General features: G+C 60.2%; 15 protein-coding genes. 4 read left to right on the top strand and 11 right to left on the bottom strand.

The features are described 5' to 3' along the window. Nucleotides 1-50 precede the first annotated feature (50 nt). Genes QOV41_RS09570 through QOV41_RS09560 form a run of 3 tightly spaced genes read left to right on the top strand, consistent with a single transcriptional unit; the run spans nt 51 to nt 1,022 of the window. Nucleotides 51-536, top strand: a complete 486-nt coding sequence (locus QOV41_RS09570; protein ID WP_284581069.1) for a hypothetical protein — start codon at nt 51-53, stop codon at nt 534-536. Continuing rightward, nucleotides 520-783: a DUF2249 domain-containing protein gene (locus QOV41_RS09565; RefSeq protein WP_284581068.1), complete on the top strand. Its 264-nt coding sequence runs from the start codon at nt 520-522 to the stop codon at nt 781-783. Before QOV41_RS09570 ends, QOV41_RS09565 begins: the two co-directional genes overlap by 17 nt. Beyond that, nucleotides 780-1,022, top strand: a complete 243-nt coding sequence (locus tag QOV41_RS09560; RefSeq protein WP_284581067.1) for a BON domain-containing protein — start codon at nt 780-782, stop codon at nt 1,020-1,022. The genes QOV41_RS09565 and QOV41_RS09560 overlap by 4 nt, the downstream gene beginning before the upstream one ends. A gap of 17 nt (nt 1,023-1,039) precedes the next feature. Here QOV41_RS09560 and QOV41_RS09555 read toward each other — a convergent pair whose 3' ends face one another. The 9 genes from QOV41_RS09555 to QOV41_RS09515 form a co-directional block, all read right to left on the bottom strand. Next, nucleotides 1,040-1,495: a globin family protein gene (locus QOV41_RS09555; RefSeq protein ID WP_284581066.1), complete on the bottom strand. Its 456-nt coding sequence runs from the start codon at nt 1,493-1,495 to the stop codon at nt 1,040-1,042. Between the two features lie 81 nt (nt 1,496-1,576). Continuing rightward, a complete protein-coding gene (locus tag QOV41_RS09550) occupies nt 1,577-3,217 on the bottom strand; it encodes a copper resistance CopC/CopD family protein (RefSeq protein WP_284581065.1) in 1,641 nt (546 codons plus the stop codon). Further along, nucleotides 3,214-3,738, bottom strand: a complete 525-nt coding sequence (locus tag QOV41_RS09545; protein WP_284581064.1) for a YcnI family copper-binding membrane protein — start codon at nt 3,736-3,738, stop codon at nt 3,214-3,216. The genes QOV41_RS09550 and QOV41_RS09545 overlap by 4 nt, the downstream gene beginning before the upstream one ends. 70 nt (nt 3,739-3,808) lie before the next feature. Then, on the bottom strand, nt 3,809-4,921 hold the full coding sequence (locus tag QOV41_RS09540; protein WP_284581063.1) for a hypothetical protein: 1,113 nt from the start codon (nt 4,919-4,921) through the stop codon (nt 3,809-3,811). 293 nt (nt 4,922-5,214) lie between these two features. After that, nucleotides 5,215-5,661: a pseudoazurin gene (locus QOV41_RS09535; protein WP_284581062.1), complete on the bottom strand. Its 447-nt coding sequence runs from the start codon at nt 5,659-5,661 to the stop codon at nt 5,215-5,217. Between the two features lie 302 nt (nt 5,662-5,963). Next, nucleotides 5,964-6,248 (bottom strand): hypothetical protein, encoded by a 285-nt coding sequence (locus tag QOV41_RS09530; RefSeq protein WP_284581060.1) that lies wholly within the window; start codon nt 6,246-6,248, stop codon nt 5,964-5,966. 138 nt (nt 6,249-6,386) lie between these two features. Then, nucleotides 6,387-7,733 (bottom strand): oxygen-independent coproporphyrinogen III oxidase, encoded by a 1,347-nt coding sequence (hemN, locus tag QOV41_RS09525; protein WP_284581059.1) that lies wholly within the window; start codon nt 7,731-7,733, stop codon nt 6,387-6,389. A gap of 195 nt (nt 7,734-7,928) precedes the next feature. Next, nucleotides 7,929-9,116, bottom strand: a complete 1,188-nt coding sequence (nirK, locus tag QOV41_RS09520) for a copper-containing nitrite reductase (protein WP_284581058.1) — start codon at nt 9,114-9,116, stop codon at nt 7,929-7,931. Nucleotides 9,117-9,184: 68 nt separating this feature from the next. After that, complete coding sequence (locus tag QOV41_RS09515) at nt 9,185-9,712, bottom strand: pseudoazurin (RefSeq protein ID WP_415926760.1); 528 nt, start codon at nt 9,710-9,712, stop codon at nt 9,185-9,187. 303 nt (nt 9,713-10,015) lie between these two features. On the opposite strand from QOV41_RS09515, the gene QOV41_RS09510 reads away from it, so the two are divergent. After that, complete coding sequence (locus tag QOV41_RS09510) at nt 10,016-11,143, top strand: cytochrome-c peroxidase (protein ID WP_284581056.1); 1,128 nt, start codon at nt 10,016-10,018, stop codon at nt 11,141-11,143. Nucleotides 11,144-11,210: 67 nt separating this feature from the next. On the opposite strand, the gene QOV41_RS09505 is transcribed toward QOV41_RS09510, so the two are convergent. Together QOV41_RS09505 and ilvD are read right to left on the bottom strand one after the other, a co-directional pair. Beyond that, nucleotides 11,211-11,537, bottom strand: a complete 327-nt coding sequence (locus QOV41_RS09505) for a cupin domain-containing protein (protein WP_284581055.1) — start codon at nt 11,535-11,537, stop codon at nt 11,211-11,213. A gap of 52 nt (nt 11,538-11,589) precedes the next feature. Then, nucleotides 11,590-13,263 carry a dihydroxy-acid dehydratase gene (gene ilvD / locus QOV41_RS09500; protein ID WP_284581054.1) on the bottom strand — a complete coding sequence of 558 codons (1,674 nt, stop codon included), beginning with the start codon at nt 13,261-13,263 and terminating at the stop codon, nt 11,590-11,592. Nucleotides 13,264-13,495: the final 232 nt, after the last annotated feature.

The raw sequence follows: 13,495 nt of genomic DNA, 5'->3' as shown, positions 1-13,495 counted from the left end.
GAACGGGCGCAAGCACCAGGTATTGCAGGTAAGAGAAAGACGGAACGGACATGGAGCATTGGGCAGGCCCAGAGGGTCATGGAGTAGAAAGAGTTCACGACCACACCGGAAAGGACACCGGGAGCAAATTCACCAGGGCGCAGCTTGCCGAACTCCTCATCATTGAACTGCGGCACCACCCGCACTTCAACAATGTGCTGACGCACATCTCAAAGGCGAACTGGGGCCTATGCGAGACCGTGCTGTGTCGCCTCCTCGACTGGAACAACGATGCTTCCCTGACCGACTTCGAGGCCAACATAGTTTCACTGCTCTGCGGGGAGCGCGGCGTCACCGGGAAGATGATGCGGCCCTGGATCGCGAACCAGCTCCGGCATTATCTTACCGAGGGCGAAGCGCTGAAGCTGGAGCAGACCTGGCATGGCTGGCACAACACCCGGATGCTTCTGCCAGTGCGTTTCAGAGTATCCGCGCCACGTGCTTTGCGGACTGCCTCGTTCAACAACTCAGGTAAGCGCCATGTGCAGCCAGTGTGACACCCCGGACTTGGTGATCGATGTGCGGGCCATCATGCCACGCATGCGGCATGCCACGATTTTTACCGCATTTGAGGCCTTAGCGAATGGCGAGGCCTTCGTGATCGTGAATGACCATGATCCGGTGCCGCTCTGGCATCAGTTCAACAACCTCCTCGCCGGGTGTTTCGAGTGGCGATACGATCACCAGGGGCCGGAGATCTGGCAGGTGCGGATTCGCAAGCTCTCGCACGCGGAGGCATCATGATGAAGTTCTACACGGCGCTCGAGGATAAAGAGATCGAACGGCTCGCAAAGGCCTCGTTGTGGCTCTACCCCTTCATTGATCCGAGTGGGATGAAGATCGAAGTTCGAGATGCCGTTGTTACCATCACCGGTTGCGACCTTAATCCTGACGATGTGCAACGGGCGACCGCACTTCTGGCTGACTTCACTTGCGTCCGCCAAGTGCGGGACTGCACCTGGCGCTCCGGGCAAGCTGCCTAGTTCAGAACGGCCTTCATTTACAATCCAGCCAGCAAGGCGCCCGAGCTCAGCTGATCCCGGACGCGGAGCACTTGTCGCTGACGCGCCTGTCCTTCAGAGTTCACGAGGGCCATCAGGGCGCCAGCGAGTTCATCGCCAACTTCGATGAAATCTGCGGCGCTCTCGATGGGAAATATTTCCATGGCGCAGTTCATCAGAATTGTAGCCAAACGCTCCACATCGGCCGGGCGCAGTAGTCTTGCGGCTTTAGCGAGCAAATTGCCGTCAGTCGGGATACCGCATTCGGACAAGAGGCTGGACCGTAGCACCGTCAGGAAAGATGCCTCTGCATCAGCCCAGCGGTTGCCGACCAGCTGGTCGAGAGCGGGGCGTAGCAGGGGATCACGGCGGACCCGGTGACTGAACTCCTCGACTAGATCTGTGAGCTGATCCTCGTCAAAGAACCGGATCGGACCGGACAGCAAGAATGACATGGCGTGGCTAGAAGATTGTGAACGAGATGCAATCCGTAGGCCCGTTCGCGCCATCCATCTTTGCGGCAGCGCAAGGAAGAGCTACGGCGCAACGGTGAGCAGCTCCTCGAACTTCACCAGTTCAAAGTCACTGACCCGCACTTCTACCCCGGCGACCCACTCTCCGGGCAAAGGTAAGGTGAGTTGCTCAACCGACCAGGCTCCACTGCTGTCCTGTTCTGCCGTCGCCGTCACGGGGGCAATTACGTCATCTTGGGGCTGCATGGACAGGCGCACCGATCGGGGCGTTGGCAGCTCGCCAGTGCCCTTGCTCACTTGGATCAAGGCTGAGTTTGCACCTATCCGACCGGGCGAAAGTGTTAGAATGGCCTGATAATCTCCTTCGGTCAGCGTCACGGATGAGGTGGCTGCGAGTTCATCAGCCAATGCACGAGGCGGTGGCGTAAAGCGCCAGACTGAAACCAGCCCAAGAACGGCTAGAATGATGACAATCTCAGCGGCGATGCCGCGGCGCATATGCTTTACCGCCTTTGCCTCGCCGGCCGCAGCTGGTGCAGTCAGCACCCAGCGGTTCCAGCTTGCAATGGCGAAGAGGATGACAAGCAGCAGCAGCTTGGCCGCGAGCACTAAACCATAGGGTGTCAGCCAGGCTTGACTCGGCGGCCCGAGTTGCAGGATCGCCAGCACCAGGCCGGAAGCGACAAGCGGCACGATGGCGTAGGGGATATAGCGCGAGAACCGGATCAGGGGTGGCGTTGCCGTGCGTCGGTCCTGCCTCAGGAGCAGGACGAGGGGGAACAGAGCGCCCACCCACCACGCGATGCTCGTTACATGGAGGAACAGCGCTGTTCTCGTGAGCCAGCGAGGATCGGCGGAACTGGCGTGTCCGCTCGAACTGAGTGCCAGCCCGATCAGAACCAAGGAAAGCACCGCTACAAATGTGATGGTCGTCCCACCAGTCGCGTAAAGTGCCAAAAGGCCGACGAGCAGCGCACCAGCAGCCAGGATGAGTGTTATTCCATAGGCGCTTGTTATACCCGTAACCCAGATGCGTGGGTTGACCAGTTCCCACACGCCGGCGCCGACAAGATCAGCCCCCTGCAGGCTTGGCAGAACGGCAACTGCGGCTAGGCCTACGACCAGAGACCAACAAACTGCTCTCGCCGCCGCTGGCGGCAAGTCCCAGCACAAGACACGGAAAGCCGCTCCTCCGGCTCCGAAGACGAGCGCACAAAAGAGCACGAGCCGCAGCACCCATAAGGTGCCTGTGATTGCTGCATCAGTCTCGTTAGCACCTATGGAAGTCGGCGCTGCAGGCGCAGCGCCCACGGTGAAGGCGCTAATGCCGGATATCGGGTGCCCGTCATCGGAGACCGCCCGCCAGCTCAGCACAAAGCTACCTTCCCCTTCCGCAGGAGGCAGGCTGATGACGAGATCGGAGGCAGTCGCACGAACGTTGTCCAGGTCCGTAATGGTGCCATTGGGACTGACAAGACGCGCCAGAATCGGTGACACCGGCTCGTTGAACGACAATATCAGCTCGTACGGCGCAGTTTCCAAAACAGCACCATCAAGGGGACTGGTGGAAATCAGGGTAGCATGCGCTTGTACGGGGCTGCTGCCGGAGATGGCGAGCACCAGGAGGGCGGCGGCAATCCAGACACTAATAGTCGAGCGGAAGCGGACGCGGAATAGTCCCGCGCCCGAGATCGATTGGTTCAATGGTGGTGTCCCGAACCTGGGTTCAGGGTAACTGCGGGAGCGGGAAACTCCACGTCGTCATCGCCCGATTGGTCGATCCAGGCACTTTCCGTGCTGCCGCAGGTTTGAATGACCGGGAAATAGAAGGTGGTGCCCTCTTCCAGGTTTTCACCAAACGTGCCGCGGAAAGTAAACTCGTCGAAGAAGTCGTCCGGCAAGGCCCCGCCGGTCCAGGATATCTCCTGGACCCCTACCGTGAGCTCAGTGCCGTGGTTCATGAAGGGGGACTCATAGGGCCCGGTGACCGTCTCAACCTCCCAACCTGGCTTGGGCATGGGCTTGACGTTATAGAACCCTTCCGGGATCTGGACCCGAACTCCGGTAGTCGCTTCGCTGCCACAACCGTGGCCAACAACCAACACAGCGCGGTAGGATGCCCCCACCTGAGCTTCTGACGTCAGCAGCGAAATATGGGCATAGGCAGGTGCAGACCCCAAGGCCAGCACCATGACGCCTGTGGTCAGAAGTGACTTCTTCATCATTGTTTTCTTTCCTCACTTTTGAGCCGCTGGCACGGTTCCAGCCGGCCGGCGAGCCCATGTTTTCCGCAGATCATTTGCTCTCAGGAATTTCGAGAGCAAACGGCACTGTGACCACTTCGCCCCCACCGATGAATTCGATCCAGAGCGAGTAGGCACCTGGGGCGGGTGGCGTCACATGGATGGTCATTTCGGGCGACACTGATTGGGCAGCGCCGCCTTCATCCGAGCCATGCCCGGCGTGCTCATCAGCACTCACCGAAACATGTGGCATGCTCCCCATGGATTCGTGGTCCATTGATCCGTGATCCATGGTCCCGTGCATCGCCTTACCGACAGTATCCTCATGTCCGTGCTCAGCAGCCGAACTCATCGCCGTCCCATGCTCAGCGTGGCCCGTCGATGCCCCTCCATGGCCGTGATCACCGGCATCAGTCGAATGCTCCGCCGTGTTCCCGTGCTCCCCATGAGCCTCTCCCCCATCCGCCATGGCGTGTGCATGCACATAAGCCAGATCTTCGGCCCGGACGAATACGGCATGCGCGGCTACGCCTAGGTAGGGTTCCAGATCGGTAGCTGCCTCACCGTCCTTCTCGACAGTGAGCGTGATCTTCCCCTCCGCGCCTGCTTCAAGATCCGAGGCATCCAGGACCACTGTATACCCAGCATCAGAAGAGGTAATCGGCCCTTCTTCTACATTGGCTGGCCGCTCAGCCATCCCGCTATCGCTCTGTGGGCCCTGATTACCGCCCTCACCCACCTGTAGATCGAAACGGAGGACCTGCTGGCCCACACCTGAAGGAACTGCATCTGTGTAGATGTGATACCGGCCGGGTTCCGGGAAGTGGAGCTCGGTCGTAAAGATGCCATCCGCGCTGGCGGCTTTGACGTGCTCGTGAACGAGATGGGACAAGCCAGAATCGGTCGCCAGCACGTGCAGCTCCTGGGTGAGCTCGACATCGAAGTTCGCGATGGCCGCACCCGTGTCGAGGTCGGAATAGCTAAGTTCAAGCTCACGGGAGAGCGGGCCGGTGTCCCTGACCACCATTTCTCCGGATACTTCCTGCTCAGCATTCGGCAGCGCGAAGGTTCCTTCGAGGGCCTGTTCCTGCGCCATTGCGGAGCCGGACCCAAAAGCCGCAACGATAGCCAGGCTGCTGGTGACGAGTGATCGAGCAAGTTTCATTTCTGAGTTTCCCCTTTGGGTGTGCTTTGTTCCTGCAAACGTCGGTCGCAGGGCTAAGAGCTTGAGGTCTAACGCCGTGGGGCGGGGCGACCGTTTCGTCGCCTCGCTTCTGGGAGAGAGTTCCATGATCGAGCGGAACGCCCATTCGGTACTCCGGCCCGCTGTGCAATCCGTGCGCCCGATCAAACGACCGGCTGTAGGCCCAAAAAGTGAAGTGGAGCAGGGTCTCGGAGGCATAGCGGCAAAACCCCGCAGGGCTAGCCTGCGGGGTAAAACATCTGACCGTTGTCGGACTAGAGGCCGAGTTCGGTGTAAGCGGCATCAAACCGCTCTTGAGCCTTTGGCGGTACCTTCACGGCCTTGGCTTCTTCCAGATTGGGCAGCTCATCGCCAACCGCGATAGCGGCAACCATGCCCATCCCGAAGTGGGGTGCGCATTTAACGCCATAAAGGCCGGGAACATCGAACGTTACACTCACCTCCTGGTTGATCTTGCCCTTAAATGCCTCGGCACCCTCTGGGATCATTCCCAGGATTGCCTCAGCGTTGTGGCTCTTGTCCGTAGGCACAAACGTGACCGTATCACCGGGCTGGATCTGCAGGGCTGCCGGCTCGAAGACCATCACGCCTGCATCGCCCTTGTTCAGCATCTTGATCTCATGGTCCGCCGCAAAGGCTGGCGCCCCCAGGAACGCCCCAAATGCCAAGCCGATGACAATGGTTTTGAGTGTGGTGCGCATTGTTTTTCTCCTTGAGAGCTGGGACCCGTTGGCCCCTTCGCCGTTGTTTCTAGGCATAATGGCTCATCGCCTCTTTGACCGGGGTCAAAGAGTTTACCTTTTGAGGAACGCGGAGGACGGTAAGGAGCCGCTGCCGCTACCCTCCGCACTGGCCGAGCTGTAACCATTATGGTCCTTGCGCCAGGACAACGAGAGATACTCCCAAAGCCACTAACATCGAGGCACCTGAACACGGCTTTGGCTACTTCCATGCCTTCTGAGCATACACGTCCCGTACGCAATCTCTGGGCCAATCGGAGGACTTAGTCCCCCGTCTCCGAGCAGCCATTCAGCAGGTCGCGGATACCTGCGAGTGCCGCAATCATGTCGACGAAGCGATTGCCCGCTTCATGGCGCTTGAGCAGGCGCGGCAGGACCGGCGGCTCATGGGCGAGGCGCGTAAGCAGCTCGCCCGAATCGTAGCTCTGACCGGCATGCTGGCCGAGCTCGACGACATCAGCTGGAATGAAGTTGATCGTTCGGCTTTCAGCGCTGGCGCAGCTTTTCAACGAGGTCGGCCGAGCAGCAGCGCTAGGCTCTTCAGCCATGCAGATGGTCTCCCAAGAGGCCCCAGACCTCTAGACGGACTGCACACGCACCAATTGCGACAACTGCTTCGAGCCGGTTGGCAGCACCAAGTTCCCTGGTGAGCCTAAAGCTGAGCCTCTCAGCCTCTCAGCACTCTCTCACACGGCCTTAGAGTATCGTGCAGAATTCTGGTTCAGATAGGCGTCGAAGCCCGCTGCGATCGACCTAACGAACGGGCGACCGGTGCTTGATAGCTCAATGCCATTTGTGGAAAGCGCAACCAATCCATCCACATCGCACCTTGCGAGCTCCGAGGCGACGGCTACCACTGGATCAGCTTGCTGCCCGAAGCGCTGCCGCAGGTCATCGAAGTCCAAGGCAAAGTCGCACATTAGCCGCTCGATGGCGTAGCCACGCGGCGCATCGGTCTCGGTGATAGCCACTCCCCGATCGACGATCCCCTCTCCGGCAAAGCTGCGCCGCTGGTACTCGTGGGTGGCGACGACGTTCTGTACATAACCTTGGGGCAGCTTGCCGATTGCCGAAGCGCCCAACCCGATCAGGGCATCATGCGCATCGACCGTATAGCCTTGAAAGTTCCGGTGTAGCCGCCCTGCATTTGCTGCCACCGCCATGGCATCATGCGGCAGTGCGAAGTGGTCCATGCCTATGTCCACATAGCCACCGCGCACCAGCTCTTCGGCTGCGGCGACGGATTGATCATAACGCGCCAAGGAGTCGGGCAGCGCCGCCTCGTCGATCATGTTCTGGTGCTTTTTGACCCACGGCACGTGGGCATAACCAAACAGCGCAATGCGATCAGGACGCATCGACATCACTGCCCGCGCCGTTGCTAACGCGCCATCCTGCGTCTGATGCGGTAGCCCGTAAAGCATGTCGATATTGACCGACCGTACGCCGCGGGCGCGGACCGCCGCCACCACATGCTGGGTTTGCTCAAAGGTCTGAATGCGGTTGATGGCCACCTGCACCTGCGGATCGAAGTCCTGCACGCCGATGCTCGCGCGCGTCAGGCCCGCCTCGGCCCAGGCGTCAAACCGCGCTTCATCCATGTCGTTGGGATCGAGTTCGACGCTGAACTCCGCGTCCTCTGTCACGCGGAAGGCGTTCCGGACCCGCTTGGCCATGGCAACGATATCCTCGGGCGTCATCAGCGATGGTGAGCCACCTCCCCAGTGCACCGCCGTGACGTCCCGCTGACCCAGCAGCCCACCAATCCGCGCCACCTCGACCGATAGCGCCTTGAGATAGGCTGCAACCGGCGCATAGCGGTTGACCTGCTTGGTATGGCAGCCGCAGAACCAGCAGAGCCGGTCACAAAACGGCAGATGCAGGTAAAGCGAGGCGCTGGCGTCGCTCGGCAAGGCGCTCAACCACCCCTCATAGACCGTCTGGTCGATGCCCTTGTGAAAGTGCGGTGCGGTGGGATAGCTGGTGTAGCGCGGCACCGGCTTGCTGTATTTGGCAATGAGGGATCTGGACATGCGCTACTCCTGATGTGAGCGCACCTTTATCGGCAAGGCAGCTATCCTTCTTTGATGAGCATCAAACTTGTCCACGTGCCGTTCCCAATCGACCTCCGCCCATTTGCCCTGCAGCTGCAGAAGTGAAGTTTAGGTCCGCATGAACTTCAACTCCCCAACGGCCTGCCGAAGACCCCTCCGGCAGGCCGAAGAGCATTAGTGCCCCGATGCCTCTGGGTCAGGCGGTTCACCGATCGGGCTGAAGATCTCCGGCTGTTCCTCACCCTCGACGATTAGATAGCCAGCTAGCCCCCGCTCGGCACGGGAAAGGGCGTGATCGACCAGAACATATCGCCCCGGCACCTCACATTTGAACTCGACCACAGCGGCCCCGCCGGGCGCAACGCTGATGGTCTGCACATCGGTCAGCGGCGGGCTGGTGAGGGAAGCGGCATTGTACACCCGGTCGAAGATCTCCCCGATGACGTGGAACGAGGACGTATAGTTCGGTCCACCAACGCCGAAGTAGATGCGAACGGTTTCGCCGACATTGGCCGTCAGGGGAAAGTGCTCGGTCAGAGCCCCCACGTGACCATTGAACACGAAGTATTCCGGCCGCTCGTTGAGGAGCTTCTCATAGCTCTCCGTAAGCAGGCCGGGCGTACCGAAAGGTTCTTCAGTGTAAATTTCCCCCTGCATCACGTAGAATTCGCGGTCCACCGGCGGCAACCCTTCTTCCGGTTCCACCAGGATCAGCCCGTACATGCCATTGGCGATATGCAGTGCCACCGGCGGTACAGCGCAGTGGTAAACATAAAGTCCCGGATTGAGCGCCTTGAAGCGGAAGGCGAACTCCTCTCCAGGCATTGCGGTGGTTAGCACCGCACCGCCGCCGGGGCCTGTCGCTGCATGGAAGTCCACATTGTGAGCCATCCAGCTGTCTTCGGCGTTCTTGAAGTAGCATTCGACCGTGTCGCCCACCCTGATGCGAACAAACGGACCAGGAACACGGGAATTGAAGGTCCAGAAGCGGAACATGGCGCCACTGTCGAGGTGCGCCTCCATTTCGACTGCCTCGAGTTCGACCCGAACGGTCTGCGGCTCCCGGCGGGTGATCGGTCCAGGAATGTCAGCCGGATCATGCGCGATATCGGCGTGCTCTGGCATGATCGGGTTCACTTGGTAGAGCCTGCCACTCAGGCTATTCCCTCCGGCAGCAGACATGTGCAACGCATGCTGTCCTTGAGCATGAGTTGCACCAGCGCCACCTGCCTGCGCTTGCGCCGCTTGGGTGCCCAGTGCCCCCGCAAGCGTCAAGCCCGCAGTCCCTGCTAGCAGACTACGCCTGGTCAGTTTTTCCTGTTCGACAGCTGGCTTCTGATTGTTGTCGTGTTCTTCAGTCATCGGGTGTCATCCTTGGTTCGAGGCGACATCCCTCCACAGGAGACCAGCGGAGGGACTGTGATGCTTAGTTACTGCGTCGCAGGCGCAGGGGATGCTTCGGCCTCGCCAGTTGCAGCTGCACCCGCGGCGGCACCGTTCCCGCCGGCTTCGCTCGCCAGGGCGATCAACTCGGCCATCCGCTCCTTGGCTTTTGGCGGCGGAAGCTTAGCGATTTCTGCCGTGTCGATCTGGGGCGGGTTTTCTCCAACCTGGATCAAGCCGACCATACCCAGCCCGAAGTGCGGCTGACACTTGTAGGCGTAGAAGCCCTCCTGATCGAAGGTCACCGTGATCTCTTCGTTGATCTTGCCCTTCCAGGTCTCCGCCCCTTCGGGGATCATGTCGAGGATGGTCTCGGCATTGTGGCCCTTGTCTGTCGCGATGAAGGTGACGGTGTCACCTGGGGCGATCTTGAGGAAGGCTGGCTCGAACTGCATGGGCCGCCCTTCAGAGTCTTTGTTGAGCATAAGGACCTCGTGATCCGCGGCCCAAGCGGGAGCCGTCGACATCAAGGCGGCGGTGGCGAGTGCTACAGCTGTGGCAATTGGCTTTCTCATGAGGTGTCCTCCTAGGTTCCGTCAGATCACTGGCTCTGCAACTCGCTCGAAGTCGCCGTCAGCAGTTGGCCAACGACCCCAGGTGAGAATTAGTTCGGCACATTCAAGATTTGTTAAGTCGGTCGAAGCAGCTGCAGAATACCTGCCGTGCAAACTCTCTGATGCAACCCAGGACACCGCTTAGGAACGGGGGTGCAGGTTGACAGTTCTGCTACATGAGCCGAAGCTGAGCATTGATTGAGCATTGATTCAGTAAGGCTGACGAGCAGCGAGGGGCTGCAGACCTCTGAGGGGAGACTTTCGATGCGTGGTGCACTGCTGGCTAGTGTAGCTATCTCGGTTATCTTTGGCTTGACCGCCGTTGCTCAGGATACTGCCGAGAACGAGAACACACCGCCCGTTGACGAGTTGCACCAGACCGCCAACGAGTTGTTCGAACCCATTCCATCCATGGTTCCGGCGGTGGAAGGGAATGCTGTGACCCGGGAGAAAACCGAGCTGGGCAAGATGTTGTGGTTCGACACCAGATTGTCCGCCAGCGGTGTCCTCAGCTGCAATTCATGCCATAACCTCGCTATGGGCGGTGACGACAACCTCGAGACATCGATCGGTCATGGGTGGCAACGCGGTCCGCGGAATTCACCCACAGTCTATAACGCCATTTTCAACATTGCCCAGTTCTGGGACGGTCGTGCCGAAGACCTTAGAACCCAGGCCACCGGACCCATCCAGGCAGCTGTTGAAATGGCGGCAACGCCAGAACTCGTCCTCTCGGTGCTAAACAGCATGCCGGAGTACCAGGAACGCTTCGCCCTGGCGTTCCCCGGCGAAGAAGATGCCGTCACCTTCGACAACGTTGCCCGCGCGCTTGAGGCTTTCGAGGCGACATTGATTACACCGGGCTCTCGTTTCGATCAGTATCTTGAGGGCAATCTGAACGTCCTCAATGACCAGGAGAAGCAGGGGCTGCAGCTCTTCGTCGACACCGGCTGTGCCTCCTGCCATGCCGGCGTGAACCTGGGTGGGCAGGACTATTTCCCCTTTGGTGTCGTCGAACGTCCAGGCAGCGATATCCTGCCGCCCGAGGACAAGGGCCGGTTCGCCGTCACCCAGACGGCAAGCGACGAATACGTATTCCGGGCCGTCCCCCTGCGCAACGTGGACCAGACGGCTCCTTACTTCCACAGCGGCAAGGTTTGGGATCTGGAGCAGGCAGTCGCCATCATGGGGGTGAGCCAGCTGGGCGCGGAGCTGAACGAGGAAGAAGTCAGCGCCATCGCGGCCTTCCTCAGAACCCTTACCGGTGAACAGCCGCGGGTTGAACTGCCGCTCCTGCCCGTCAGCACCGGTAGCACGCCCCTCCCTGCTCCGCAGGTGAAGAATTCGCTCGAAGCCGATGATGCGGTGCAGGACCAGACCCCGCTTCGCTGATCTGCAACTGCCGTGACCTGGCAGCCCGATGCTCAATGCAGTGGGCTGCCAGTGGCAGAATTGCGTGTCACCGCCTGAAGATGATGGTCAGCAGGAGAACTGCGTCCTCTACTCCTTTCACCCAGTGGCGAACACCACCTTCCAGATAGGTCCACTGCCCGGGCCTGAGCTCTAGATCCCGGCCTTCGACGCCGAGGATAGCGCAACCAGAGAGGCATTGGAGCGTGATTGGGCCATTAACCTGGTGGGGCGGGATTTCCGTGCCAGCCTTCACCACCAGTCGCACCGCTTCGAAGTGCTCGGATTTGACGACCGCAGCAGTCTTTCCAGGCTGCTGTTCGCTAGCCGACAGGAGGTCCACGACCTCAGCCGCATTGGCATGTTTCAGGGCCATTCTTCTGTCCTTTTCTCTTGAGACCGGTTGAAGGTAAGGTGGACGTGCCAACTCAGCCGGTGCTGGCTCCCTGGTTCGCGGGTCGGCTCAGTTGGGCGTACTTGCCCAATACACCCTGCGTGTACTTCGGTGCTGGCTGACGCCACGCTGCCCGCCGCCGCTGTAGCTCCTCATCCCCCACCTCCAGTTGCAGCAGGCGGGCGTCGGCATCAATGGTGATCAGATCCCCCTCTTGCACCAGGGCTATGGTGCCACCCTCAAAAGCCTCCGGCGCAACATGGCCCACCACCAATCCCCAGGTCCCGCCGGAGAACCTTCCATCGGTGATCAGGCCGACGCTTTCTCCCAGGCCGCGGCCGACCAAGGCGGAAGTGGGCGAGAGCATCTCGGGCATGCCAGGTCCGCCCCGTGGGCCGAGGTACCGCAGGACTACGATGTCGCCGGCGGAAATCTCGTCGCCAAGGATGGCGTCCAATGCGGATTGCTCGTCGTTGAATACACGTGCGGGCCCTTTGAGGGAGGCCTTGGACAACCCGGTGATCTTGGCCACCGCCCCCTGCTCGGCCAGATTGCCCTTGAGAATGGCCAGATGGCCCTCCGGATAAAGCGCAGTGTCCCAGGAGGTGATCACCTCCTGGTTGGGAGAAGGTGTGGAAGGGACCTGTTCCAGTTCCTGCGCCAGTGTCCGGCCAGTGATGGTGAGGCAGTCCCCGTGCAGCTTGCCTGCATCCAGAAGCATCTTGAGCACCTGCGGCACGCCGCCGGCGCGGTGCAGGTCCACTGCCATGAAACGGCCGGAGGGCTTTAAGTCACAGACGATGGGAATCTGCTGACGAACCCTCTCGAAGTCATCGAGCTCCCATTTCACCCCCGCCGCTCGGGCGATCGCCAGATAGTGCAGGACTGCATTGGTCGAGCCACCCGTGGCCATCACCAGCGCCACTGCATTCTCGATCGACTGCCGCGTCACGATGTCTTTCGGCTTGAGTCCGCTTCTGACTGCACTCACAAGTGTGCGGGCGGATTGATCTGCTGAAGCGACCTTCTCCTCATCGGGATTGGCCATGCTGGACGAGCCGAGCAACGACATTCCGAGCGCTTCGAACGAGCCTGCCATGGTGTTCGCGGTATACATTCCCCCGCAGGAGCCGGTGGTCGGACACGCATTGCGCTCGATGCCCTTGAAGTCCTCCTCGCTCATGGTGCCCGCCATGAAGGCACCTACCGCCTCGAACGCAGAGACGATGGACAGATCCTCCCCCTTCCATCGTCCCGGCTTGATGGTTCCACCATAGACATAGATGGATGGTACGTTCGCCCGGAGCATGCCCATCATGCCACCCGGAAGGTTCTTGTCGCACCCGCCCACCACCAGCACGCCGTCCATCCACTGACCTTGGACCGACAGCTCCACGCAGTCCGCGATCACCTCGCGGGAAACCAGCGAGTACTTCATTCCTTCGGTACCCATGGCCATGCCATCCGAGATGGTCGGGACGCCGAAGGTCTGTGAGTTGGCACCTTCCTCTTTGATGGCTGCCGCTGCGGCATCCACCAACTTCTGGAGGCCAGAATTGCAAGGTGTAATGGTGGAGTGACCGTTGGCGATACCGATTATGGGCTTGTCGAAGTCGCCCTCCTCATAACCGAGGGCATAGAACATTGCCCGGTTCGGGGACCGCGCGATACCTTCTGTGATGTGGCGGGAGCGGTCGTTGTTGGGCATGCGGGCCCTCCCAGGCGAATTGTCGGACTCAAGAGGCAACGGGAGGCAAGCCGATTGGTTCGCCAGGCTTCACCCTCATGAGGCTGGGCGGATTGAGCGAACCGCGCTCTTAAAGTCGTTCTGGCGAGCTGGGTAAGTCTTCGGTGTGGTAGACCAATTCGAATTGATCAACGGCAAATGCCTTGCTGCACACAGAGAAGAGGCCGGAGGCTCATGATACAAACGATGTGGT

It is taken from the genome of Devosia sp. RR2S18, from assembly GCF_030177755.1.
GTDB lineage: Bacteria > Pseudomonadota > Alphaproteobacteria > Rhizobiales > Devosiaceae > Devosia > Devosia rhizosphaerae.
This window is presented reverse-complemented; position numbering and strand designations above follow the sequence as displayed.

What these genes read in the sequence shown, in the direction of transcription:
- QOV41_RS09570 (WP_284581069.1), top strand. Translation starts at nt 51, where the DNA reads ATGGAGCATTGGGCAGGCCCAGAGGGTCATGGAGTAGAAAGAGTTCAC.
- QOV41_RS09565 (WP_284581068.1), top strand. Translation starts at nt 520, where the DNA reads ATGTGCAGCCAGTGTGACACCCCGGACTTGGTGATCGATGTGCGGGCC.
- QOV41_RS09560 (WP_284581067.1), top strand. Translation starts at nt 780, where the DNA reads ATGATGAAGTTCTACACGGCGCTCGAGGATAAAGAGATCGAACGGCTC.
- QOV41_RS09555 (WP_284581066.1), bottom strand. Translation starts at nt 1,495, where the DNA reads ATGTCATTCTTGCTGTCCGGTCCGATCCGGTTCTTTGACGAGGATCAG.
- QOV41_RS09545 (WP_284581064.1), bottom strand. Translation starts at nt 3,738, where the DNA reads ATGATGAAGAAGTCACTTCTGACCACAGGCGTCATGGTGCTGGCCTTG.
- QOV41_RS09540 (WP_284581063.1), bottom strand. Translation starts at nt 4,921, where the DNA reads ATGAAACTTGCTCGATCACTCGTCACCAGCAGCCTGGCTATCGTTGCG.
- QOV41_RS09535 (WP_284581062.1), bottom strand. Translation starts at nt 5,661, where the DNA reads ATGCGCACCACACTCAAAACCATTGTCATCGGCTTGGCATTTGGGGCG.
- QOV41_RS09530 (WP_284581060.1), bottom strand. Translation starts at nt 6,248, where the DNA reads ATGGCTGAAGAGCCTAGCGCTGCTGCTCGGCCGACCTCGTTGAAAAGC.
- hemN (WP_284581059.1), bottom strand. Translation starts at nt 7,733, where the DNA reads ATGTCCAGATCCCTCATTGCCAAATACAGCAAGCCGGTGCCGCGCTAC.
- nirK (WP_284581058.1), bottom strand. Translation starts at nt 9,116, where the DNA reads ATGACTGAAGAACACGACAACAATCAGAAGCCAGCTGTCGAACAGGAA.
- QOV41_RS09515 (WP_415926760.1), bottom strand. Translation starts at nt 9,712, where the DNA reads ATGAGAAAGCCAATTGCCACAGCTGTAGCACTCGCCACCGCCGCCTTG.
- QOV41_RS09510 (WP_284581056.1), top strand. Translation starts at nt 10,016, where the DNA reads ATGCGTGGTGCACTGCTGGCTAGTGTAGCTATCTCGGTTATCTTTGGC.
- QOV41_RS09505 (WP_284581055.1), bottom strand. Translation starts at nt 11,537, where the DNA reads ATGGCCCTGAAACATGCCAATGCGGCTGAGGTCGTGGACCTCCTGTCG.
- ilvD (WP_284581054.1), bottom strand. Translation starts at nt 13,263, where the DNA reads ATGCCCAACAACGACCGCTCCCGCCACATCACAGAAGGTATCGCGCGG.